At 45.0% G+C, this 23,623-nt stretch carries 21 protein-coding genes and 1 tRNA gene; 13 read left to right on the top strand and 9 right to left on the bottom strand.

Annotated features, from left to right (window positions below; all coding sequences use genetic code 11):
• The first annotated feature begins 19 nt into the window (after positions 1-19).
• The gene (locus K429_RS0120360) at positions 20-1,006 is read left to right on the top strand and encodes a Gfo/Idh/MocA family protein (RefSeq protein ID WP_007213178.1); all 987 of its coding nucleotides are present in this window, start codon (positions 20-22) and stop codon (positions 1,004-1,006) included.
• Positions 1,007-1,082: 76 nt separating this feature from the next.
• Here K429_RS0120360 and K429_RS0120355 read toward each other — a convergent pair whose 3' ends face one another.
• On the bottom strand, positions 1,083-1,508 hold the full coding sequence (locus K429_RS0120355; protein WP_007213177.1) for an HIT family protein: 426 nt from the start codon (positions 1,506-1,508) through the stop codon (positions 1,083-1,085).
• A 53-nt stretch (positions 1,509-1,561) separates the two neighbouring features.
• The gene (locus K429_RS0120350; RefSeq protein ID WP_029327864.1) at positions 1,562-3,832 is read right to left on the bottom strand and encodes a cation:proton antiporter; all 2,271 of its coding nucleotides are present in this window, start codon (positions 3,830-3,832) and stop codon (positions 1,562-1,564) included.
• A gap of 129 nt (positions 3,833-3,961) precedes the next feature.
• Between K429_RS0120350 and K429_RS0120345 the strand changes: the two genes are divergently transcribed.
• The gene (locus K429_RS0120345) at positions 3,962-4,291 is read left to right on the top strand and encodes a co-chaperone YbbN (protein WP_022208383.1); all 330 of its coding nucleotides are present in this window, start codon (positions 3,962-3,964) and stop codon (positions 4,289-4,291) included.
• Between the two features lie 240 nt (positions 4,292-4,531).
• On the opposite strand, the gene K429_RS0120340 is transcribed toward K429_RS0120345, so the two are convergent.
• Together K429_RS0120340 and K429_RS0120335 are read right to left on the bottom strand one after the other, a co-directional pair.
• Positions 4,532-7,429, bottom strand: coding sequence for a triple tyrosine motif-containing protein (locus K429_RS0120340; protein WP_029327862.1), 2,898 nt, complete (start codon positions 7,427-7,429; stop codon positions 4,532-4,534).
• A 95-nt stretch (positions 7,430-7,524) separates the two neighbouring features.
• Positions 7,525-7,598: transfer RNA gene (locus K429_RS0120335), tRNA-Thr, on the bottom strand.
• Positions 7,599-7,838: 240 nt separating this feature from the next.
• On the opposite strand from K429_RS0120335, the gene K429_RS0120325 reads away from it, so the two are divergent.
• The 6 genes from K429_RS0120325 (at position 7,839) to K429_RS0120300 (ending at position 12,281) form a co-directional block, all read left to right on the top strand.
• The gene (locus K429_RS0120325) at positions 7,839-8,387 is read left to right on the top strand and encodes a DUF4199 domain-containing protein (RefSeq protein WP_007213164.1); all 549 of its coding nucleotides are present in this window, start codon (positions 7,839-7,841) and stop codon (positions 8,385-8,387) included.
• Positions 8,388-8,473: 86 nt separating this feature from the next.
• Positions 8,474-9,427, top strand: coding sequence for a glycosyltransferase family 2 protein (locus K429_RS0120320; RefSeq protein WP_007213163.1), 954 nt, complete (start codon positions 8,474-8,476; stop codon positions 9,425-9,427).
• A gap of 3 nt (positions 9,428-9,430) precedes the next feature.
• Positions 9,431-9,934, top strand: coding sequence for a DUF6452 family protein (locus K429_RS0120315; RefSeq protein WP_022208474.1), 504 nt, complete (start codon positions 9,431-9,433; stop codon positions 9,932-9,934).
• Entirely contained in the window at positions 9,894-10,664 is a 771-nt protein-coding gene (locus K429_RS0120310) for a DUF6048 family protein (RefSeq protein ID WP_007213161.1), read from the top strand. Before K429_RS0120315 ends, K429_RS0120310 begins: the two co-directional genes overlap by 41 nt.
• 3 nt (positions 10,665-10,667) lie before the next feature.
• A complete protein-coding gene (locus K429_RS0120305; protein WP_007213160.1) occupies positions 10,668-11,249 on the top strand; it encodes a manganese efflux pump MntP family protein in 582 nt (193 codons plus the stop codon).
• A gap of 9 nt (positions 11,250-11,258) precedes the next feature.
• Positions 11,259-12,281 (top strand): FAD:protein FMN transferase, encoded by a 1,023-nt coding sequence (locus tag K429_RS0120300; protein ID WP_029327861.1) that lies wholly within the window; start codon positions 11,259-11,261, stop codon positions 12,279-12,281.
• 233 nt (positions 12,282-12,514) lie between these two features.
• On the opposite strand, the gene K429_RS0120295 is transcribed toward K429_RS0120300, so the two are convergent.
• Together K429_RS0120295 and K429_RS0120290 are read right to left on the bottom strand one after the other, a co-directional pair.
• The gene (locus K429_RS0120295; protein WP_007215884.1) at positions 12,515-12,883 is read right to left on the bottom strand and encodes a DMT family protein; all 369 of its coding nucleotides are present in this window, start codon (positions 12,881-12,883) and stop codon (positions 12,515-12,517) included.
• A gap of 30 nt (positions 12,884-12,913) precedes the next feature.
• Positions 12,914-13,669: an ATP-binding protein gene (locus K429_RS0120290; RefSeq protein WP_029327860.1), complete on the bottom strand. Its 756-nt coding sequence runs from the start codon at positions 13,667-13,669 to the stop codon at positions 12,914-12,916.
• A gap of 234 nt (positions 13,670-13,903) precedes the next feature.
• On the opposite strand from K429_RS0120290, the gene K429_RS0120285 reads away from it, so the two are divergent.
• The 4 genes from K429_RS0120285 to K429_RS0120270 all read left to right on the top strand — a co-directional run bounded on the left by K429_RS0120285 (position 13,904) and on the right by K429_RS0120270 (position 17,820).
• Complete coding sequence (locus K429_RS0120285; RefSeq protein WP_029327859.1) at positions 13,904-15,334, top strand: M48 family metallopeptidase; 1,431 nt, start codon at positions 13,904-13,906, stop codon at positions 15,332-15,334.
• A 6-nt stretch (positions 15,335-15,340) separates the two neighbouring features.
• Entirely contained in the window at positions 15,341-15,811 is a 471-nt protein-coding gene (locus tag K429_RS0120280) for an NfeD family protein (RefSeq protein WP_007215881.1), read from the top strand.
• Between the two features lie 26 nt (positions 15,812-15,837).
• Positions 15,838-16,839 (top strand): flotillin-like protein FloA, encoded by a 1,002-nt coding sequence (gene floA / locus K429_RS0120275; protein ID WP_007213154.1) that lies wholly within the window; start codon positions 15,838-15,840, stop codon positions 16,837-16,839.
• A gap of 102 nt (positions 16,840-16,941) precedes the next feature.
• Positions 16,942-17,820, top strand: coding sequence for a nucleoside phosphorylase (locus K429_RS0120270; protein WP_007215880.1), 879 nt, complete (start codon positions 16,942-16,944; stop codon positions 17,818-17,820).
• Between the two features lie 11 nt (positions 17,821-17,831).
• Here the strand turns inward: K429_RS0120270 and K429_RS0120265 are convergent, their stop codons facing one another.
• A complete protein-coding gene (locus tag K429_RS0120265) occupies positions 17,832-19,790 on the bottom strand; it encodes an ATP-binding protein (RefSeq protein ID WP_007213152.1) in 1,959 nt (652 codons plus the stop codon).
• A 113-nt stretch (positions 19,791-19,903) separates the two neighbouring features.
• On the opposite strand from K429_RS0120265, the gene mnmE reads away from it, so the two are divergent.
• Positions 19,904-21,301, top strand: coding sequence for a tRNA uridine-5-carboxymethylaminomethyl(34) synthesis GTPase MnmE (mnmE, locus tag K429_RS0120260; RefSeq protein ID WP_007215878.1), 1,398 nt, complete (start codon positions 19,904-19,906; stop codon positions 21,299-21,301).
• 287 nt (positions 21,302-21,588) lie between these two features.
• On the opposite strand, the gene K429_RS0120255 is transcribed toward mnmE, so the two are convergent.
• Both K429_RS0120255 and K429_RS0120250 read right to left on the bottom strand, forming a co-directional pair.
• Positions 21,589-22,392, bottom strand: coding sequence for an RNA methyltransferase (locus tag K429_RS0120255; protein ID WP_029327858.1), 804 nt, complete (start codon positions 22,390-22,392; stop codon positions 21,589-21,591).
• Between the two features lie 158 nt (positions 22,393-22,550).
• Positions 22,551-23,618 (bottom strand): Zn-dependent alcohol dehydrogenase, encoded by a 1,068-nt coding sequence (locus K429_RS0120250; protein ID WP_029327857.1) that lies wholly within the window; start codon positions 23,616-23,618, stop codon positions 22,551-22,553.
• Positions 23,619-23,623 lie beyond the last annotated feature (5 nt).

Here is a 23,623-nt window from a genome sequence, read left to right as displayed (position 1 = left end):
ATAATCACATTACATCATTATGAGCGAAAAGAAGATTAAATGGGGATTCATTGGTTGCGGAGAAGTGACCAAATATAAAAGTGGTCCCGCCTTCCAAAAGGTGGAAGGTTCGGAAGTAATTGCTGTCATGAGTCGCGATGGCGCCAAAGCCAAAGCTTATGCTAAGGAAAGAGGTATTCCAAAGTGGTATGATGATGCCCAGGAATTGATTGACGATGAAGATGTGAATGCTATCTACATTGCCACCCCTCCCTCTTCACACGCCACTTATGCTATCATGGCAATGAAAGCCGGCAAGCCTGTATATATAGAAAAGCCCATGGCCGTAACCTACGAAGAGTGCTGCCGCATCAACCGTATCTCCAATGAAACCGGGGTTCCCTGCTTCGTTGCTTATTACCGTCGCTATCTGCCTTACTTCCTCAAAGTAAAAGAATTGATAGAGAATGGAAGCATAGGCAATGTCATCAATGTTCAAATTCGTTTTGCCCAACCTCCCCGTGACTTAGATTACAACAAAGAAAATCTCCCGTGGCGTGTACAACCGGATATTGCCGGCGGCGGCTATTTTTATGATTTAGCCCCACATCAGATTGATTTATTACAAAACATGTTCGGTTGTATCCTCGAAGCCTGTGGATATAAGAGTAATCGTGGCGGACTTTATCCTGCCGAAGACACTCTGAGTGCATGCTTCCAGTTTGATAACGGATTGGTAGGTAGTGGCTCCTGGTGTTTCGTAGCGCACGACTCCGCACGCGAAGACCGCATTGAAGTGATAGGAGACAAAGGAATGATCTGTTTCTCTGTATTTACTTACGATCCTATCGCCCTTCACACAGAAAAAGGAAGAGAAGAAATCCCGGTAGCTAATCCGGAACATGTACAACAACCGCTTATCCAAGCCGTTGTCGACCACCTTTTAGGCAAATCCATCTGCACTTGCGACGGAGCAAGCGCAACGCTCACTAATTGGGCAATGGACAAAATACTGAATAAACTTTAATTAGCAACTAGGGGTGAGTGATTAGTAGCTACACGCCGCATGGTGTTAATCACTAATCACTCACCCCTAATCACTATCAAAGCTCTTTCTTCACAGCCTCAATCAATTCTTTGTATTCAGCATCCGTTAAGTATACTTTTCCCGGGTTCATCTGGAAAGTACCACCGTAATCGGGACCATCTACATATTTGGGAGCAAGATGAAAGTGCAGATGCGACAACTTATCGGAATATGCACCATAATTAATTTTTTCGGGATTAAACGCTTTCTGCATGGCACGAGTTACACGCGCCACATCCTCCATAAAAGCATTACGATCCTCATCGCTCAATTCATTCAAATCATTGACGTGGTCTTTGTAAGACACAAGGCAACGTCCTCTATATGTTTGTTCCTTAAACAAAAACACACGGGATACACTCAGTTCGGCAAACTCAATCATCAGATTGTGCAGCGTCTCGTTATTCTGACAATACAGACATTCTTTCGGATCACTTTTCATGATATTCTTGGTTTATTATTTATGTTTACGGAACAAAGATAAACTTTCCATCTTTATTCCATGTCGATATTTTCATTCTTTTGGCCGACTAATTTATACACATCGGCTTTTTCTCCCACTACCCATACCACATCGTCCTCCATAAACAGCTCATGCGGATCGGGAGCATGCAAGGCTTCTTCTCCTCTCTCCACCCCTACTATAAGGCAATGATACTTCTCACGAATACCGGATTCACGCATCGTCTTGCCCAGAAATTCTGATTGCTCATCCACGCGGAACTGACGCAGGATAGTTTCACTCTTTTCAACTACATTCGTATCCAGAGCAGAAGCTTTCTCCATTTCGGTACCAAACTGGTTCAGTTCTTCATCTGTACCTATGACCTGAATCTTATCTTCCGGGAAAAGCCTTACGGAAGCTCCCGGTATATTAATCCGCTTCTTTCCTCGAAGAATAGAGACGACATGTACGCCAAATTGTTTTCCAAAATTAAGCTCCAGCAATGTCTTTCCCGCCCATGCCGATTCACCGGGGATTTCGAAATCCGCCAGATGCAAGTCACGGGACAACAAACGTCCTGCATATTCCGGCTTCTTCTCTCCCATATACTCGGCCCGCATATCGCGATAGCGCAGATTCTGGAAGAATTTCCGTTCTATCATGATAGACTGTTTCTTCAGTTGCCGGGACAATATCATCATCGTAACCAATAAAACAGCTACACCCAACAATAAACCAACAGAGACTTCAAACAAGCCTGCTATCACAAACATTACAAAAGATACAGCTATCAGAATACGTATAACGATTGTAGCTACCAACGGTGCACGATTTCCCCGACTATCCTTCCATAAAGTTACAAATTCAGCCGAATGATTCTTTTTTATCATAATAGCCCGCAAGAATGGAGCAATAAACAGAATAGTCAGGAAAGCGGCAAGCAGCTTCCCCCAGATTCCGGGTATATGTTCCAAAAGCAACGGAACAAGAAAGCGGAAAGCTAACGCAACAACCGCAATGCTCACTATGGAATAGACAATAGTGATTCGCGTCAAAGCCAAAATAAACTTCTTCCACAGGCTCTCATGATTCATAGTCTGTGAACCGGATGAGTAATGCAACAAGAAGTTTTTCCACTTTGCCGGCAAATGAGTATCAACGAAATTTGAAGCCGGCTCGGCAAAGCGAATCATATAGGGAGTAAGAAAGGTGGTAATAACCGAAACTGCCACCACAATAGGATACAGAAAATCACTCGTCACATGGAGCGATACCCCCAGCGATGCAATAATAAAAGCAAACTCACCAATCTGAGTTAAACTGAAACCGCATTGCATAGCCGTCTTCAAAGGCTGCCCGGCCAACAGCACACCCAACGTACCGAACAAGGACTGTCCCAGAATAACAGCCAGTGTTATTACAATGATAGGGAGTGCATATTCCACAATCATCGCAGGATCCACCATCATACCTACCGACACGAAGAATACGGCACCAAAAAGATCTTTCACCGGTTTCACCAACCGTTCTATACTCTCAGCCTCAACCGTTTCAGCAAGAATGGAACCCATGATAAAAGCTCCGAATGCAGCAGAGAAACCCGTATGAGCTGCCATAACCACCATACCGAAACAAAGTCCAAGGGAGACAATAAGCAGTGTTTCTTCACTCATCAACTTGCGGCATCGCTTCAGTAATTCGGGTATCAGGTAGATACCGACCACAAACCAAAGTATCAGGAAGAAGAGCAGTTTTCCGATACTTTCCAGCATTTCCGAACCTTCAAAATTATGCCTTACCGCCATGGTAGACAGCATCACCATCAAGACAATAGCAAGAATATCTTCCAATATCAGCACGCTAAGCACCAATCCGGTGAATTGCTTCTTACGCATTCCCAAATCATCAAACGCTTTATAAATAATGGTAGTGGAAGACATGGCAATCATACCTCCCAGGAAGATGCTGTCCATACGCTGCCAACCAAAGCCCGTACCGACAGTTATTCCCAAAAGAATCATACAGAATATGATGGTACAGGCAGCAATGATAGCCGCTCCACCAACTTTTACAATTTTCTTGAAACTAAATTCCAGTCCCAGCGCGAACAGAAGGAATATTACACCGATATCCGCCCAAGTCTGTATATTAGCCGTATCCATCACCGAGGGAGTATATGGCATATGCGGACTGGCCAAAAAGCCTGCCACCACATACCCCAGCACCAACGGCTGTTTCAGTTTCTTGAACAATAGCGTCATGATTCCTGCACAAATCAGTATCAACGCCAAATCGTTTATTAAAGTAGCCAAGTGTGACATATTATTTGTCCTTTCGTGTTTTTGCTTACAAAAGTAGCAATTTTTATAGCATTAATAATTGTAATGATAGAAACTTTTTTTCTTCCCGTATTGTTCAACGTATAATCAATCATTTTAAAACATACCATCATGGAAGAGAAAAAAGAAGCCCGTGAAGAACGGAACAGGGAAAAGTTAGCCAATGGAGACTGGGTTATGGCAGAATTTTACGCAAGCTGGTGCCCGCATTGCAAACGCATGCAGCCTATTGTAGAAGAATTTAAAAAGGCAATGGAAGGAACCCTTGAAGTAGTGCAAGTGGATATCGACCAGGAAAGTGCCCTTGCTGATTTCTACACCATTGAAATGTATCCCACATTTATATTAATGAGAAAAGGTGAACAGCTTTGGAGACAATCGGGAGAATTGCCTTTGGAAAGACTAGAAAAGGCAGTGAAAGAGTACGAATTAAAAGCATAAAAATAGCAACTGAGTGAGGGATAGTACGGCCCTCCATAGGTGGTAATCAGTTTCCCGGTGTGAAACAAACAGTTTCATCGCTTGAAACCAGTAGTTTCACACCGAGAAACTGGTAGTTTCATGCCTTGAAACTAATGGTTCCTCCACAGGAAACTTTTTCCTACTCATAGTAATACCGAAAAGTACACCTTCTCCCCGTAAGTTCAAACTTAAGGAAAAAGCTTGAAGCAGAAGATTACTCTACAGCTTGTTACTTAAATAATCCGTCAAACTATCCTCACGTTCCAAACCAAACTTTTTGCGCAACCGGTAGCGGATAGTTTCAACGCCACGAACAGAGATATTCAGCAAAGGAGCAATCTCTTTAGTGGAAAGATTCATTTTCAGATAGGCACACATCATACGCTCATTATCTGAGAGATCGGGATGACGGGCATGAAGGCGTTTCATAAAGTTGTTATGAATCAAATCGAACTGATCTTCGATGCGTTTCAGCACTTCATCACTTTGGATATTAGAGTCTATTTTACCATTTATAATCAGAAGGAGCTGCTTACCTTCACGGGCGCCCTCCCCTTTCAGAGAGGAAGCCACTTTGAAAATTTCCGATTTGATCTCCGTCAACATCTCGTTTTTACGGACAAAGTTTATCATCAGGTTAGCCATCTCCTGGCTTTTATGCTGCAAGTCGTACTCCAGCTTTTCTTTCTCCAATTGCATAATCTGTTTCTCTCGCCGGGATTTTTCAGCCTCAAACTCCTTCTCCATTTCATGCAATTCTTTATCTTTCTCCACAACTGCCTGTTGCTTCTTCCGTTTCACACGTACATCATCCCAGCGGTAAATATACCAGACGCCCAACAACATAAGGACGAAATAGAAGACATAGGCGGGCACACTGCGATACCAAGGCGGAAGAACACGGAAAGAAAGTTCATCCAATGAAGTAGTACCGTCCGGATAAATGGCTTTTACTTCAAAAGTATAATCACCTTCGGACAGATTACTATATTCCTTGGTATGCACAGTGGTATAGTCCGACCATGCTCCTTCATTCAAACGATACTGAAAACGAATATCATCTCCTCCAAAAGCCAAGAAAGAAAGACTATAATCGAACCGAACCGAATTGGATGTATAGTTAATAGCGAGGGACGGCTTCTTTCCTAGAAAATTAGCTGTATATATCAAAGAATCTTTAGGATAGGTAATATACATATTCCGGATATATACGGAATGGGCAAGATCTTGCCGGTGCTTCACCGCCGGAATCGTGAACAAGGCAAATCCCTCTTCATTCGGAATCACCATAAGCGAATCCGATAAAGGAACAATGGCATACGTCGGCACCAACTCAAGCAAAGATTGGGGAATGGAATTGATACTGGTATTGGCTCCCCTCTTATAAGTCCCCAGATTAGCTATACAAATTTCATAAGGGCTCAGACTGATGAGCCGGTCATGATATTCCAATAGACGTGTATAGGGAACAGTGCCATTCAACAAATTATTCATATCACCGCAAGGCTCCATCATATCTTTGTGAATATTATATTTATAGATGCCGTGGGAAGTGGCAAAATAAACACGGCCTTCTATTTTAGCTACATAAATATCACGCTCAACCGGAAAGCCTTCTGCCACACCATAGGATTTTACACTGATCTGACGGGTTAAATCCTCACTCAACTCCACACGGGTGATAATGCCGGAATTATGAACCCATAGAATCCTGGCAGACTCCTGCTCAAACAAACGGCTTGAGTCAACAAATCCTTCGATCTTACAAAGCATATGCCATTCGCCCGCTTTCTTCTCCAAAAGATAAATGCCATTATACACCCCTACAAACATACGATCGGGTCGCCCCATAACCTCTTGACAGCACCAGGCACCCGTAATATCCGTGATTCTATGTATACTTGTACCTTTAATCTGAAAAATTCCACGATCATGAAGACAAAACAGATCATCACCAATTTTACAAAGGTTCCACACCTGACCACTGGATTGAGGAACGGGATGAATATCCGGTAAACTACCGTTCAGCTTCACCGGATAAGAAGTATAATAAAGCCCCCGATTGGTACCCAGATACAAATAGCCATTCTCAACAGCAGCCGCATAGCCCGTACCGTAAGAATAAGGATATGAATACAAATTGGTAAAAGGAGAGCTCAGACAAACATGATCAATACCACTATCCAAACCCGCCCACAAGTTTCCCTGGCCGTCGAAGGCTACGGAAAGCACCGTATTATTACGCAGTCCGTTATTCTCGTTGAAGTATTTCACATCCATGGTAGCGCAATCTATCAGTAATAAGCCTTTATGAATAGTTCCCAAAGCTATCTTATCATCTTGAGCAGCCACACAAAAAACTTCGTTCTCACGCATAAAGTCCTCTGCACCGGTAATAAAAGGAGCAATGGTACGGCCATTATAATAAAACAGACCGTCATACGCCGTCACGATGATGATTCCCCCACCCTTATGTGGAATGATTCCACGGATACGATTGGAAGCCAGGGAATCCGCACCCTGCAATGGAAAGAAAGTATTTCCGACCAGTACCCACACACCACGATCGGTACCTATATAGAGGATACCGTTCACCATATTGGAACAGTCGATCTTGGCATTCATTTCGATAGCGGTATATTTTCCATTCAGATATTTCACTACACGATCATCGCCTTGTATATAAAGGATATTATCCGCCTCATGGATTCCCCACACATTGCCAAGCATACGAACAGAGTTGTCAAGCGTATCGGACATACAGTGGTAAATCAGTTCGCCGTCTTCTGCCGGTTCGTAATAGCCAAATTCATTAATACCACCGGCATAGATTCTTTTCTGAATAGTGGATGCCAATACGGAACGCACATCCGAGAAGTTATTTAACGGAAATACTTTCCACACATTACCATCAAATTGCACCATGCCGTTTTTATTGGCAAAATACACCCAATGGTCATCATAAGGAGCTATTTGCCAAGTCTGGGGACCTTTCCCATAAAGGCTTTTATCAAAGTTTACAATGAAGTTGTTCCAACCGGCAAACGCCTTACCAAAAGGGATCAGAAAGAGAAAAACGAAGAGTACATAGAAGGTATAAGGTTGTTTTCGTATCATAATATTAGGTTTTACAGAGCAAAGCTATTACTTTTTTCGTAAAAAACAAATAAAAAAGAGATACATTCTTGTTAGAACATATCTCCTTTTCTTTGAGCCTCTTGTCGGATTCGAACCAACGACCCCGAGATTACAAATCACGTGCTCTGGCCAGCTGAGCTAAAGAGGCGGGTGGGTAAGCTTACTATATCGCGCCGCTACAACCAACTACCTTTGCTGCGATCAAGCCCTGGAGGATTCGAAGGGAGCTGGCCGTATAGGACTTACCCGTATTTTCGTTTGCGGGTGCAAAGGTATGCATTTTTATTAAACCTGCAATACTTTGCCCAAACTTTTTTCAACTTTAACAAGAATACGGGGGTTACAAACAATATTATTTATACCTTTGCGCCATTATTCCTAATGAAAGATGACAGAGAACAAAGGTTACTTACAACGATATGCCATGTTATTCGGCACTTACCTGGGAGGATTTTGGATTTTGAAGTTCATTTTATTTCCTTTAGGGTTAACTACACCGTTCCTATTTTTCCTCTTTGCAGGACTAACTCTATGCGTGCCTTTTATGGCGTATTATTATGTACGAATGTACCGTAACCAAGTTTGCGGTGGTGCCATCAGTTTTCTTCACGCGTGGATTTTCACTGTATTTATGTATATGTTTGCCGCATTGCTTACAGCGGTAGCTCATTATGTATATTTCCGTTTTATTGATCAAGGGTTTGTGCTAAACACATACGAAAGCTTACTGAACAGCCTGACCAGTCATACCATACCGGGGATGGATGCCTATGTAGAGCAGTTTAAAGAAATTATAAGTGCGATGCGTTCGCTATCTCCAACAGATATCACCATGCAACTGATGTCTCAGAATGTATTCTACGGATCATTACTTGCTATCCCCACCGCCTTGTTTGTCATGAAGCGCCCACCGGCAGAGCATATAGGCGGAAGATAAAGATGAATCATTAAAATGAGTGATAAAGTAAAAAAGCAGATGTGATTTCAACCCTAATTCATAATTCATAAATCATAAATCACAAGATGGATATTTCAGTTGTCGTTCCTTTATATAATGAAGAAGAATCACTTCCGGAACTGTACGCATGGATTGAACGGGTAATGAAAGCCAATGGTTTTTCATACGAAGTAATTTTCGTAAATGACGGAAGTACCGACCGTTCCTGGCAAATTATCGAAGAACTAAGCCGAAAATCAGATACCGTGCATGGCATCAAGTTCCGCCGTAACTATGGCAAATCGCCGGCATTGTACTGTGGCTTTGAGAAGGCACAGGGAGATGTAGTCATCACCATGGATGCAGATTTGCAGGATAGCCCGGACGAAATACCCGAACTGTACCGCATGATTACGGAAGACGGCTATGATCTGGTATCCGGATGGAAAAAGAAACGCTACGACCCACTTTCAAAAACCATTCCTACAAAAATATTCAATGCAACAGCTCGTAAAGTGTCGGGCATCAAGAACCTGCACGACTTTAACTGTGGATTGAAAGCCTACAAAATGGATGTGGTGAAGAACATCGAAGTGTACGGAGAAATGCACCGCTATATCCCCTACCTCGCCAAAAATGCCGGTTTCAAAAAGATCGGAGAAAAAGTAGTTCAGCACCAGGCACGTAAATTCGGAAAGACAAAGTTCGGTGGTTTAAACCGTTTCTTCAATGGATATCTGGATTTGATTTCACTCTGGTTCTTGTCAGCCTTCGGAGTAAAACCCATGCATTTTTTCGGGTTGCTCGGTTCACTGATGTTCATCTTCGGCTTTATCTCAGTGATTATTGTAGGAATCACGAAACTGTATAATATGTATAACGGAATGCCTTACCGCCTAGTTACGGACTCTCCCTACTTCTACTTGTCACTGACCGCCATGATCATCGGAACTCAACTGTTCCTTGCAGGCTTCCTTGGCGAACTGATTTCGCGTAACGCTCCTGAACGAAATAAATATCAAATAGAAAAAACAATATAGACTATGAAAAAATTAGTAAAACTGATATTGCTTTGTCTGATTGCTTATCCCATCATCAGTATCGTTTCTTCTTGTTCAGAAGAAGAAGATTGCTCCATGAATGCACGTCCGATGATGGAATGTTATCTATATACGGTGGACAGGGAAAGTAAAAGAGTGCTCAACGATACACTCGACTCACTGACTATTACAGCTTTCGATACGGACTCCGTCATTCTTAACAATCAGAAAAGAGTACATTCGCTATCATTGCCTCTGCGCTATACAGCAGATTCTACCGTATTGATATTTCACTATAGCAAAGATCCCAAGATTAAAAAAGACACTATTATTATCTATCAAAAGAATACGCCCTATTTCCTGTCAATGGATTGTGGCTATCAGATGAAACAAAGCATCACAGGCGGAGCGTACAGTCGCTATCTACTTGACTCCATATATATTCAAGAAAAAGAAGTAAGCATTTATGGAACGGAAAATCTTAAGCTCTTTTATCCTCAGCCTTAGTCTGGCATTTTTCTTGCTGACAGGGCTTCCGGTACAGGCACAGAACAGCAACCGGCCTCCCGCTTCCAATCCACCCAAGAAGGAGGAAAAGAAAGAAGCGGATGAGAATGTCTTCCCGCTATACAATGGCGTGACTGTCAGTGTAGACCTGTGGGGAATCGGAAGCAAAGTTCTGGGAGGTGATTTCTTAAGCTCGGAAGTAGCTGTCGACGTCAACCTTAAAAACCGTTTCTTCCCGATAGTGGAACTTGGATATGGCAGCACCGACGCATGGAATGATAACGGAACGAATTACAAAAGTAATGCACCTTATTTCCGTATCGGTATGAACTACAACGCTCTTTATAAGAAGAAATTCGATAATTTCCTGTTTGTCGGTTTACGTTATGCAATGAGTAGTTTCAAGTATGATATAACAACTCTCCCTGTGACTGATCCCATTTTTGACGGAAGTATCGGAAACCCCAATCAAATGGATGGTATCTGGGGAGGAAGCGTACCATTCAACCATAAAGGAATGAAAGGTTCAATGCAATGGTTTGAATTCTGCGTTGGCATACGCGCACATATCTGGAAACAGTTCTACATGGGTTGGGGATTGCGCTTCAAATTCCGTACAAGTTCATCAACCGGAGAATACGGTGATCCGTGGTATGTACCCGGATTCGGCAAATATGGCTCTAACACCATGGGCGTAACCTATACAATCACATATAAACTACCCTATTAAACTATGAACGGATTAGAGATTTGGCTTCTTGCTGTGGGACTCGCGATGGACTGTTTCGCAATTTCCATAGCCAGTGGTATTCTTCTGAAACGTACGCTGTGGCGGCCCATGCTGACCATGGCTTTTTTCTTTGGATTATTCCAAGCTATCATGCCACTCCTCGGATGGATAGGTGCCAGCACGTTCAGCCACCTAATAGAAAGTCTGGATCATTGGATTGCGTTCATCATCCTTGCTTTCCTGGGCGGACGCATGGTCAGAGAGTCTTTCAAAGACGAAGATTGTAAAAAAGAGTATGACCCGAAAAGTCTGAAAGTAGTACTCGCATTAGCCGTTGCAACCAGTATAGATGCACTGGCCATTGGTGTCTCATTTGCATTTCTGGGGATGCGGGATTTCTCGGAAATACTGGCACCCATTTCTATCATCGGTTTCGTATCTTTCATTATGTCCCTCATCGGATTACTGTTCGGTATCCGTTTTGGTTGCGGCATTGCACGAAAGTTGCGGGCAGAACTCTGGGGAGGTATTATCCTGATTATCATCGGCACAAAAATATTAATAGAACATTTGTTCTTCAGTTAAACTTCGCTTATGGAAAAGAAAGTACAGAGAAATTTCTTATGGATTGCCCTGCTTGTATTGGGAACAATCTGGATACTTGCACGTCATAACCGTACGCAACCTTATTATACAGTCAACGGACTGATATTCGGCACAGTTTATAATATAACTTATCAATATGACGGTGATCTGAAAGCTGAAATCGATGAAGAATTGAAGAGATTTGACGGTTCGCTATCTCCCTTCAATGATACGGCCACAATTACACGAATCAATCGGAATGAGGATATTGTACCAGATACCTTCTTTACAAATGTATTCCGTCGTAGTATGGAAATATCCAAAGAAACGAATGGTGCATTCGATATTACGGTTGCTCCACTGGCCAATGCCTGGGGGTTTGGTTTTAAAAAAGGCGCATTTCCTGACTCCGCTATGATAGACAGCCTGCTGGAAATTACAGGATATACGAAAGTGGTTCTGTCAGAAGAAGGCAAAGTAGTGAAACAGGATGAGCGCATGATGCTCTCGTGCAGTGCAGTAGCCAAGGGATATGCAGTGGATGTAATAGCGCAGTTTCTTGCAAAGAAAAGCATCAAGAATTTCATGGTAGATATAGGCGGAGAGATCGTAGCACGGGGAGAAAATCCCAAGAAAGAACTATGGCGCATTGGAATCAATAAGCCGGTTGATGATTCACTGTCCATTAATCAGGAGCTACAAACAGTACTGAATGTAACGGATGTAGGCATTGCAACCTCAGGCAATTATCGCAACTTCTATTACAGAGACGGAAAGAAATATGCACATACCATAGACCCAAGAACAGGATATCCCGTACAACACAATATCTTATCTGCCACTGTAGTAGCCAAAGACTGTATGAGCGCTGATGCTTATGCCACCGCATTCATGGTAATGGGATTGGAAGAAGCGGAACGTTTTGCCAATGCTCATCCGGATATTGATGCGTGCTTCATTTATACGGATGGGAATGGAGAACTTCAAACGTACTATACGAAAGGAATGGAACGGTTTATAACAAAAAAATGATAATTTAGCGGTGGGGAATTGGTACGCGGACGACACGGATAAGGCGGACGAACGCGGACTTTAATCTTTTAGACGCGGATGACACGGATGACGCGGATTTTTAAAGCTGCGCTATACATACCGGCATATCACACCGAAGGAAAAAAGAATCCGCGTCATCCGTGTCATCCGTGTCTGAAAGATTACTTGCACGCCGAAGGAGAACCTTGCTCCAGCGCTACGCTGGTAAATTATCATTTATAGAATACAAAATACACTGCCAATACCAGGCAAATGAATGCCGCAAAATGATTCCAGTGCAGGCTTTCACCTTTAAAAAGGACAGTAGTAAATACAGTGAAAATAATAAGAGTAATCACCTCCTGAATTATCTTCAACTGTATCAATGAAAAAGGACCGCCATTGCCTATAAACCCAATACGGTTGGCCGGAACCAAGCAGAAATATTCCGCAAGAGCAATGCTCCACGAAAACAAAATGATGGCATAAAGCGGCCAGTTTGTAATAATTTTCATGTCTTGCAACTTCAGATGACCATACCAAGCAAAAGTCATAAAGACATTGGAGACAATTAAAAGCAGAATCGTATAAAGACCTTTCATTTCAGTTATGAATATTTAAGCGATAATTAATTAATCTAAATTACTAACTTTTTTAGGAAGAAGCTCTTCCTGAACATTTGCCATACTTCCCCAAAGACTATAACGAGCTTCCGGATTCATTTCTTCCAGTTGATGCAAAATGTCTTTCATATTGCTTCGATGAGATTGCACTTCATAAGGGCAATTCTTCACCTGTTTCCGATATCCCCTTATCTGTGCCAGTTCCAGCAAATCAGACTCATGTACCAAACACATCGGACGGATAATCGTCATATCGAACTTCTTCATTACCAAACGAGGAGGCATGGAACTAAACGCGCCCTGAAAAGTGATATTCATCAATAATGTTTCCAGAATATCATCCATGTGATGTCCCAATGCTATTTTATTACAACCTTGTTCCTTGGCAACAGTAAACAACGCTTTACGCCGATTCCATGAACAAAGAAAACAAGGTGACTTACGCGTATCCGTACTTGCATCGAACTCCGTCTCATACAGTACGAAAGGGATATTCCACGACTCAACATACTCACGCAGATATGCTAAATCACTCTGATAAGGTATATTCTTCATAACCACATGAACGGCAACCACGGAGAATCTGGGCTTAAAGACACGGGCGCGCTTTGCCAACAATTCCACCAACGCCAAAGAGTCTTTGCCACCGGAAAGCCCGATGAGGATTTTATCCCCATCCTCTATCAGCCCATATTCTACCAGTCCCTTACTAAACCGCTTTTCTATGCGGCGGATGGTCTTCTCATCTTCAGTAAATTGCGCCATAATAATTCAAAGCTACGAGTTACAAGCTAAGAGCTACAAGTCCCATGCGGACGTTACGCAACTACTTGTAGCTTGTAGCTCATGTAGCTTATAGCTCTTTTACTCTTTGTCCTGCAAAAGTAAGAGAAAAGAATGATTTAAAGAAGAATTAACATAATAGAATAACGGAAAGCAGCATTATTCCCGATTAATTTGTATTTTTGAACATTCGAATTTGTAAGTTGGATAACTAGCATGAAAAAGAGATATATTTTACTCCTTCTATTTTGTCTCGTATTAGTCGGTGCATCGGCACAGACGTTGGAACAAGCTAAAGCTTTTTACAACAAGGGGCAGTACGAGAAAGCCAAACCCGTTTTCAAAAAATTCGTCAGGACACAACCGGCAAACGGAAATTATAATTTATGGTACGGTGTATGCTGCTTGGAAACAGGAGAACCTGACGTAGCCCTGAAATACCTGGAAACAGCCGTTAAGAAACGTATCCCCAGCGGACAACTGTATCTGGCACGAAATTATAACGACCTGTATCGTTTTGAAGATGCCATCAAGTGTTACGAAGAGTATATCAGTGATCTTTCCAAACGAAAAAGGTCTACCGCAGAAGCTGAAAAACTTCTGGAAAAGAGCAAGACCAATCTCCGCATGCTGAAAGGTATTGAAGAAGTGTGCATTATCGATAGTATCGTAGTGGATAAAGACCGCTTTTTGGAAGCTTATAAAATCAGTCCGGAATCCGGTAAATTATTCACGTACAACGATTTCTTCCAGAATAAAGAAGAAATAGAAGCTACTGTATACGAAACTGAACTCGGTAATAAGATTTATTACGGTGAACGCCAGCCTGATGGCAAACTCAGCATCCTTGCCCGCAACAAGATGCAAGGCGAATGGAGTAAAGGCAGCCTATTGCCCGGTAGCATCAACGACTCCATCAACGCTAATTATCCGTACGTATTAACGGATGGTGCAACTATCTACTATGCCGCCGACGGTGAGAATTCAATAGGTGGATACGACATATTCGTTACCCGCTACAATACGAATACCAACACTTATCTGACTCCGGAGAATGTGGGCATGCCATTCAATTCTCCTTATAACGACTATATGTTTGCCATCGACGAGTTCAACAACCTCGGATGGTTTGCTTCCGATCGCTACCAGCCGGAAGGGAAAGTATGTATTTACGTATTTATTCCCAACTCTTCCAAACGGGTGTATAACTACGAAGCTATGGACAAGAAAAAAGTTGTCCGACTTGCTCAAATTCACTCCCTGAAAGATACATGGGTAGATCAAAATACAGTATCTGATGCCAAACGCCGCCTGCAAGCCGCTATCAGTGAAAAGCCACAAGCCGAACGGAGCTATGACTTTGAATTTGTAATTGATGACCACACTACGTATTATCAATGGAGTGATTTCAAATCTCCTCAGGCCAAGAGCTTATTCAGCAAATACCGCCAATTGGAGAAAAGCTTCAGACAGCAGCAAAACAAATTGGAAGAGCAACGTTCCTTGTACTCCCGCGCCAAGGAAAGCGATAAAACCAAACTGGCTCCCGCCATACTCGACCTGGAAAAGCAGATACAACAATTATCAGGTGAATTGGAGAAGGCCGCCATTGAAGTGCGTAATACAGAAAAACAATCCTTTAAATAGAAAACTATGGACATACTTATCATCATTGTACTCATTGTTGCGGCAGTTATCCTGTTCTTGGTAGAACTGTTCGTCATCCCGGGCATCAGCATAGCCGGAATTCTGGCCGGAGCTTGCATGATCTATGCCAACTACTATGCCTTTGCCTATCTGGGTACAACGGCTGGTTTCATCACGCTCGGTGTATCGGCAATAGCCTGCATAGGCTCATTGATACTCTTCATGCGCTCCAAGACCTTGGATAAAGTGGCGTTGAAAAAGAATATCACATCGAAGGTGGACCGTACGGCCGCGGATCAAGTAAAAGTAGGCGATACGGGTGTGGCCATTACACGCCTGGCACTGATCGGCAATGCCGAAATAGACGGCAACATCGTGGAAGTGAAATCCATGGACGGATTTCTGAATGAAAAAACCCCTATCATTGTAAACCGTATTACGGACGGCGTTATCATGGTAGAAAAGAAAAAAGATTAATATTCACACTTAATATCTTATAAATCATGAACGTAGACACTATGTACCTAACTGCCTTTCTTGTGATAGGAGGCATTATCTTCATCGTACTGTTCTTCCACTATGTTCCTTTCTTCCTATGGTTGTCCGCCAAAGTTTCGGGAGTCAGGATTTCATTGGTGCAATTGTTTTTAATGCGTATCCGTAACGTACCTCCCTACATCATTGTACCGGGTATGATTGAAGCACACAAAGCCGGATTGAGCAACATTACCCGCGACGAGCTGGAAGCTCACTACCTGGCCGGTGGACACGTAGAAAGAGTGGTACACGCCTTGGTATCCGCCTCTAAAGCTAATATTGAATTATCCTTCCAGATGGCTACCGCAATCGACCTTGCCGGACGTGATGTGTTCGAAGCCGTTCAGATGTCGGTAAACCCGAAAGTGATCGATACTCCTCCGGTGACCGCCGTAGCAAAAGATGGTATCCAGTTGATAGCCAAAGCCCGTGTAACGGTACGCGCCAATATCCGCCAGTTGGTGGGTGGTGCCGGTGAAGACACTATCCTGGCCCGTGTAGGCGAAGGTATCGTATCTTCCATCGGTTCGTCCGAAAACCACAAGTCAGTATTGGAAAACCCGGATTCAATCTCCAAACTTGTGCTCCGCAAAGGTCTGGATGCCGGTACGGCTTTCGAAATCCTGTCCATTGATATCGCTGATATCGATATAGGTAAGAACATCGGTGCGGCTTTGCAGATAGACCAGGCAAATGCCGATAAGAATATCGCCCAGGCCAAAGCTGAGGAACGCCGTGCAATGGCCGTGGCCAGCGAACAGGAAATGAAGGCGAAAGCTCAGGAAGCACGCGCCAAGGTGATCGAGGCGGAAGCCGAAGTACCTAAGGCCATGGCAGAAGCATTCCGTAACGGCAACCTGGGCATCATGGATTATTATCGGATGAAGAACATCGAAGCTGATACTTCCATGCGCGAAACCATAGCCAAACCATCGGGAAACAACTCAAACCAGCCGTTGAGTAAATAACCGGTAGAATATTATTGCCTCAGAAAAACGTCGGAACCGGTGAACAGTAATCCCGTTCCGGCGTTTTCTATTTATAAACGTATCAACCAAAAAATCCAGAATATGAAAAAGTATTTTGCATCTTCCGAACTTATTATCAATGATGACGGTTCAGTTTTTCATCTGCACGTAAAGCCTGAGTGGCTGGCAGACAAAGTAATCCTGGTGGGCGACCCGGGCAGAGTAGCACTGGTAGGCTCACACCTTGAGAATAAAGAATGTGAAGTGGAAAGCCGCGAGTTCAAAACCATTACAGGTACTTACAAGGGCAAACGCATCACGGTGGTTTCTACGGGTATTGGTTGCGACAACATCGATATTGTGATGAACGAACTGGACGCCTTGGCCAACATCGACTTCAACACACGTGAAGAAAAGCCCCAACTTCGCCAGTTAGAACTGGTACGCATCGGTACTTGTGGCGGTTTGCAACCGAATACGCCCGTAGGTACATTTATCTGCTCGCAAAAGTCCATTGGTTTCGATGGCCTGCTGAACTTCTATTCAGGGCGCAATGAAGTGTGCGACCTGCCATTTGAACGTGCGTTCCTGAACCACATGGGATGGTCGGGGAATATGTGCGCACCTGCTCCGTATGTGATCGACGCCAATGCCGAACTGATAGAGCGCATTGCCGGAGACGATATGGTACGTGGTGTAACGATTGCCGCCGGTGGTTTCTTTGGCCCGCAAGGACGCGAACTACGTATTCCGCTGGCCGACCCGAAGCAGAATGAAAAAATCGAGAACTTTGAATACAATGGCTATCGCATTACGAACTTCGAGATGGAAAGCTCCGCACTGGCCGGTTTGAGCCGCCTGATGGGACACAAGGCGACCACGGTATGCATGGTCATAGCCAACCGGTTGATTAAAGAAGCCAATACAGGCTACAAGAATACGATTGACACTTTGATAAAAACCGTACTGGACAGAATTTAAGAAACACCCACTCAAATATACTTGATGATTGTTTCCTTCAATCTTTCGTAAGTATATGGTTTGGCAATAATATCATTGCATCCGGCGGCTAATGCTTGTTGTTGTTCTATCAGGAAAGCATTGGCCGTCACCGCAACGATAGGCAAATCGATATCGATGGTACGTATCTTTTCCGTAGCCTGAATACCGTTCATCACCGGCATGCGGATGTCCATCAATATCAGGTCGGGACGCTCACGCAAGAAACTATTTACGGCCTCTTCGCCATTGGTAACCCACGAAATGGTGTAGTCTTTCTTCAGCAAAATGTTTATCTGCATAAAGTTAGACTCCGTATCTTCGGCTATCAGAATTTTCTTCCTGCCGTCTGATCTTCGCTCTACGTGGGCATTGATTTCAACAGGTTCACCATCCGCTCCCAACACAAACTGGCGGTAAGGAAGGGTCATCACGAAAGTGCTCCCCACTCCTACTTCGGACTCTACGGAAATTTTTCCTCCCAATCTCTCCACGATGCTCTGGCAGATGGGGAGCCCCAGACCCGTGCCCTGAACAAAATCGTTCAGCTTTTCGAAACGGTTGAAAATCAAGGGCAATTTCTCCTTCGCAATGCCGCAACCGGTATCCGTTACATACACCTTCAACCATTCTCCGCAGACCTCCAACCCCAGGGTGATGGCCCCTTCATGGGTATTCTTAATGGCATTGGAGAGGAAGTTGAACAGCACTTGCGTAATCCTGTTCCGGTCCACCATAATCCAGATTTCCTCATCGGGACGCATCACATTCAGTCGGATGCCCGTTTTCATTTTCAGGCGATGCACTTTCTCCACTTCGTCAATCAGTCCGGTCATTTCGACCAACTGGAAGTTCATTTCCGATTTTCCCGACTCGATGCGGGAAAGGTCCAGAATGTCATTTATGAGTTGCAACAACAGGTTGCTATTCTTCTGGATGATGTTCAGGTATTCGGCTTTCTCCACTTCATCTTCCGTCAAAGCTATGATTTCAGAGAATCCCACGATAGCATTCAAAGGAGTGCGGATTTCGTGGCTCATATTGGCCAGGAACACCGATTTCATGCGGTCGGCCTCTTCTGCCCGTTGCTTCGCCTCGATGAGTTCATTGGAGCGTTGCACCCTGTCACCGATATCGTGTATCAATGCCATCACTTTATTATCTTCGAACGGCGCGATGCGTGCCTGGAAATAATGCCTTTCGCAATCATCCACATCCAGGGGATACTCTATCTCCTTCAACTCCCCGTCTTCGAGGCATTGACGTATGTTCCGTAGAAACAGGTCGCTGACTTCGGGAGAATAGATGGTGCGCCCGTCCGCTCCCCGTAGCTGTTCAACGGGATGGAGCAAAATGGTGTCAGAAGACATTAACACGTCGGTGATGAAGAAATCCTGATCCAAAATAAATATAAATTCAGGCAATGCCTGTATTATCTTCCGGTTTCGCTCTTCCACGCGCGATATGTGTGCTTCGCGTTCGCACTGCCCGGTGACGTTCACGGTATAGCATAAGAGCCTTTCCGGATTTCCACTTTTATCTTTCTCTACAGATAAGAGGTGGTCCTCCAACCAGACTATTTCGCCATGCGCACCTACGCAACGCACCCGTAAGACATTGGACTCATCAAAGCCATCCAATTTCTTTTGAAAGCCCTCCAACGACACCAAATGCTTATCATCGGGATGCACAAAGCTACAGAACTCTTCCAAATTCTGATAACGGATGCCGACTTTATCCAAGCCTAAACTTTCGAAATATTCCTGAGTGAAAGTGCACTCCAGGGTATTGATATTTATCTCCCAGAGAGCAATTTGATGGGCAGCCAGAACGGAGTTGACCTTCAATAATTTCTCTTTCAGTAGTTCCGTGTTCTCGTCTTTCTCGGTAGTATGAGAAGCGGAATCATGCATTTTTATTTTGTCTTGCGCCATAATAACAAAGTGTATCATGTAAAGGCTACGAAAATTGAGCAAATGTAATAAAAAAGAGTAAGTAATATACAATCGCGTTCTTTTTTTTACCCCAAAAGGCTATCTTTGCAACTCAAATAACAATTTTTATGATGAATCAGGATACCATCTGTGCCATTGCCACGGCCCAAGGAGGAGCAATCGGAAGCATTCGCGTCTCAGGAGCGGACGCCATTCGTATCACCAGCCGCATTTTCACCCCGGCAAAATCCGGTAAAACGCTGGCGGATTGCAAACCTTATACACTGACTTTCGGGAAGATACACGATGGAGAGGAAATCATCGACGAGGTTCTTGTCAGCCTGTTTCGCGCCCCGCACTCTTACACGGGCGAAGATAGTACGGAGATCACCTGCCACGGTTCGAGCTATATCTTGCAACAGGTTTTGCAATTGCTCATCAAGCACGGTTGCCGCCTGGCGGGACCGGGAGAATACACGCAACGCGCCTTTCTCAATGGCAAGATGGATTTGAGCCAGGCCGAAGCCGTGGCGGACCTGATTGCTTCTTCATCTGCCGCCACCCACCGCCTTGCCATGAGCCAGATGCGTGGCGGATTCAGCAAGGAGCTTACGGAGCTACGCAACCAGTTGCTACACTTCACTTCACTGATTGAGCTGGAACTGGATTTCAGCGACCATGAGGAGTTGGAGTTTGCGGACAGAACGGAGCTTTGCCGATTGGCGGATCATATCGAGGGGGTCATTTCCCGACTGGTACATTCGTTCAGCGTAGGAAATGCGATCAAAAACGGCGTACCGGTAGCCATCATCGGCGAAACGAATGCCGGGAAATCAACGCTTCTCAATGTATTGTTGAACGAGGACAAGGCTATCGTGAGCGACATTCACGGCACTACGCGCGACGTGATTGAAGATACGACCAGTATCGGCGGCATTACTTTCCGTTTCATTGACACGGCAGGTATCCGCGAAACCAATGATACGATTGAGAGTCTGGGCATAGAGCGTACGTTCCAAAAACTGGAACAAGCGGAGATCGTGCTTTGGATGATTGATGCAACGGACGCAACGTCGCAAATGAATCAGCTATCGGGGCAGATACTTCCGCGCCTGGAAAGAAAGCATTTGATATTGGTATTCAACAAAGCGGATTTGTTGGGCACAGCTCATTCTGATGAGGTGCTGTCTGCTGCCTCTTCCATCATTCCTGACGCCGAATGTATTTTTATTTCCGCCAAGAAAAGGCAAAATACGGATGTGCTTCAGAAGAAACTTATAGCCGCCGCCAATCTGCCTACGATAACCCAGAACGACGTGATAGTGACCAATGCCCGCCATTACGAAGCCCTTACGCATGCTTTAGAAGCCATCGGACGCGTACAACAGGGATTGGCAAACAATCTTTCCGGGGACTTCGTGGCCCAGGACATCAGGGAGTGCATCTTCCATTTGAGCGACATCGCGGGGGAGGTGACGAATGATATGGTGCTACAAAATATATTTCAACATTTTTGTATTGGTAAGTAACCTATAATAAATTATCAATAAAAAAACAAGAATTCCCAACATTACGCACTGAATAACAAAATACCATTTCACGCTTATAGTATAGAAAGAGCGAGGAATGGTATTTTAATCTATTGGCTCATTCTTTGATAATGCACCAAGTTTCTCTTTTATATTCCTTACGGCCATACTCTTCCTCTCTACACATCCAACAGCCACATGGAATTCCTTCCTTAGAAATATTTATCCGCAAGTAATTCTTTATACATCCGAAGATTATCCATATCGAAATTAAAACAAGAATAGTTTTAATCCGTAGCCCTAAGTTGCCAGAACGCCACGGCGGCCGCCGCCGCCACATTGAGCGAATCAACCCCATGCGCCATCGGGATACGGACTACATAGTCCGCTACCGCAATCGTATCGGGTGGAAGCCCCTCTCCCTCCGTTCCCATCACGATGGCCAGCCGGGGTTCGGACGTCAAGACAGGATCGGCAATGGAGATAGAATCGTCCGTAAGTGCCATGGCGGCGGTGCGGAAGCCGTGGTGGGCCAGATCACTGAGAGTGCCGTCCAGCCACGTCCAGGGAACCAAAAAGACCGAACCCATGGACACCCTAACCGCACGACGGTTCAACGGATCGCAAGAGTTACGCGTCAGCAACACGGCATCCATCCCGAGGGCGGCCGCCGAACGAAAAATGGCACCAATGTTCGTGGTGTCCACCACACCATCGATGACGACGATACGCCGGGCATCCCGACATGTGTCTTCCACCGTGCGAGGCGCAGGGCGACGCATGGCGCACAACACTCCGCGCGTCAGGACATAGCCCGTCAGCGTGGCGAGTAACTCCCGTCCGCCCGTATAGACGGGCACGTCGCCGCAACGACTGATGATGTCGGCGGCATCACCGGTGATGTGTTTTTGCTCGCACAAGAGGGCCAGAGGTTCATATCCGGCATCCAATGCTACACGGATCACCTTCGGGCTTTCGGCTATGAACAGGCCTTTATCGGGCTCGATGCGATTGCGCAACTGGGCCTCGGTGAGGGTGGAGAACACCTCGATTCCGGGGTGCGACAAGGAGGATATTTCAATAATGGGCATAAGGCTGTATTCTTTTTAATAAGGGTATGGATAAAGTGATTAGAGTTTAGTGATAAGTGATTAGCACCATTCGGTGTACAGTTCCCGCATCATTTGTTATGTCTCCGGTACAAAGAATCCACTGAAATCATATACCGAATGGTGCTAATCACTTATCACTAAACCCTAATCACTCTTATTCCTTTCTTTTCTTTTTCAGATACCGCAACTTTCATCACCCCGTCCAGTTTATTTTCAAAAATCCGGTAAGCCTCCTCAATCTCATTCAACGGGAAGCGGTGTGTGATAAGTGGCGTGGTGTCTATCTTGCCTTCTTCAATCAGGCGAAGTATCTCGGCGCAATCGCACCCGTCCACGCCACCGGTCTTGAAGGTCAGGTTTTTTCCGTACATATCGGGCAGGGGAAGCACCTGGGGGCGGTCGTAGAGAGCCACCACGGTGACGATGGCATTGGGGCGTGCACACTCCCACGCCAGACGGAAGGTGTCGTCGGTTCCTGCCACCTCGAGCACGACGTCGGCTCCGCCATGATCGCTACTCCGCAACACAATCTCCCGGCAATCCTCCGGCTTCACCACCTGTACGTCCGGATAATGTTCACGCACAAGGCGTATTCTTTCAGGAGATTTCTCGCAAACAATGATGCGGCGGGGGTGCTTGAGCATCACGCAAAGCAGGGTGCAGATTCCGGTAGGGCCGGCGCCGATGATGAGCACCGTATCCTTTTCGGTAATCTCCGATATGCGGGCCGCCCAAAAGCCCGTGGCAAGCACGTCGCCCACAAAGAGCGCTTGTTCGTCGCTCACCGCATCCGGAATGCGGTTCAGTCCCTGGTCGGCATAAGGCACGCGGACGTACTCGGCCTGACCTCCGTCGATGCGGCAACCCAGTGCCCAACCACCATTGGCATCGGTGCAATTGTTCACATATCCGTGTCGGCAAAAGAAGCATTCGCCACAAAAGGTTTCTACGTTCACCGTAACCCTGTCGCCGGGCCTGATGGAAGTGACGTCCGCGCCCACTTGCTCCACGATGCCTACCATTTCGTGCCCCACCGTGGTTCCGGGCAAGGCACGCGGCACGCTACCGTGCTTGATGTGCAAATCGCTGGTGCAGATGCTGCCGAGCGTCACGCGGACAATGGCGTCGCGGGGGTCTTTCAACCCGGGTTTCGGTTTTTCTATAAGTTCAAATTTTCCGTGTTCAATATAAGTATATGCAAGCATTGTTT

The organism is Bacteroides sp. 14(A) (genome assembly GCF_000526555.1).
Classification (GTDB): domain Bacteria; phylum Bacteroidota; class Bacteroidia; order Bacteroidales; family Bacteroidaceae; genus Bacteroides; species Bacteroides cellulosilyticus.
The sequence above is the reverse complement of the archived record's forward strand: the minus strand, read 5'-3'. Positions and strand labels throughout refer to the sequence as shown.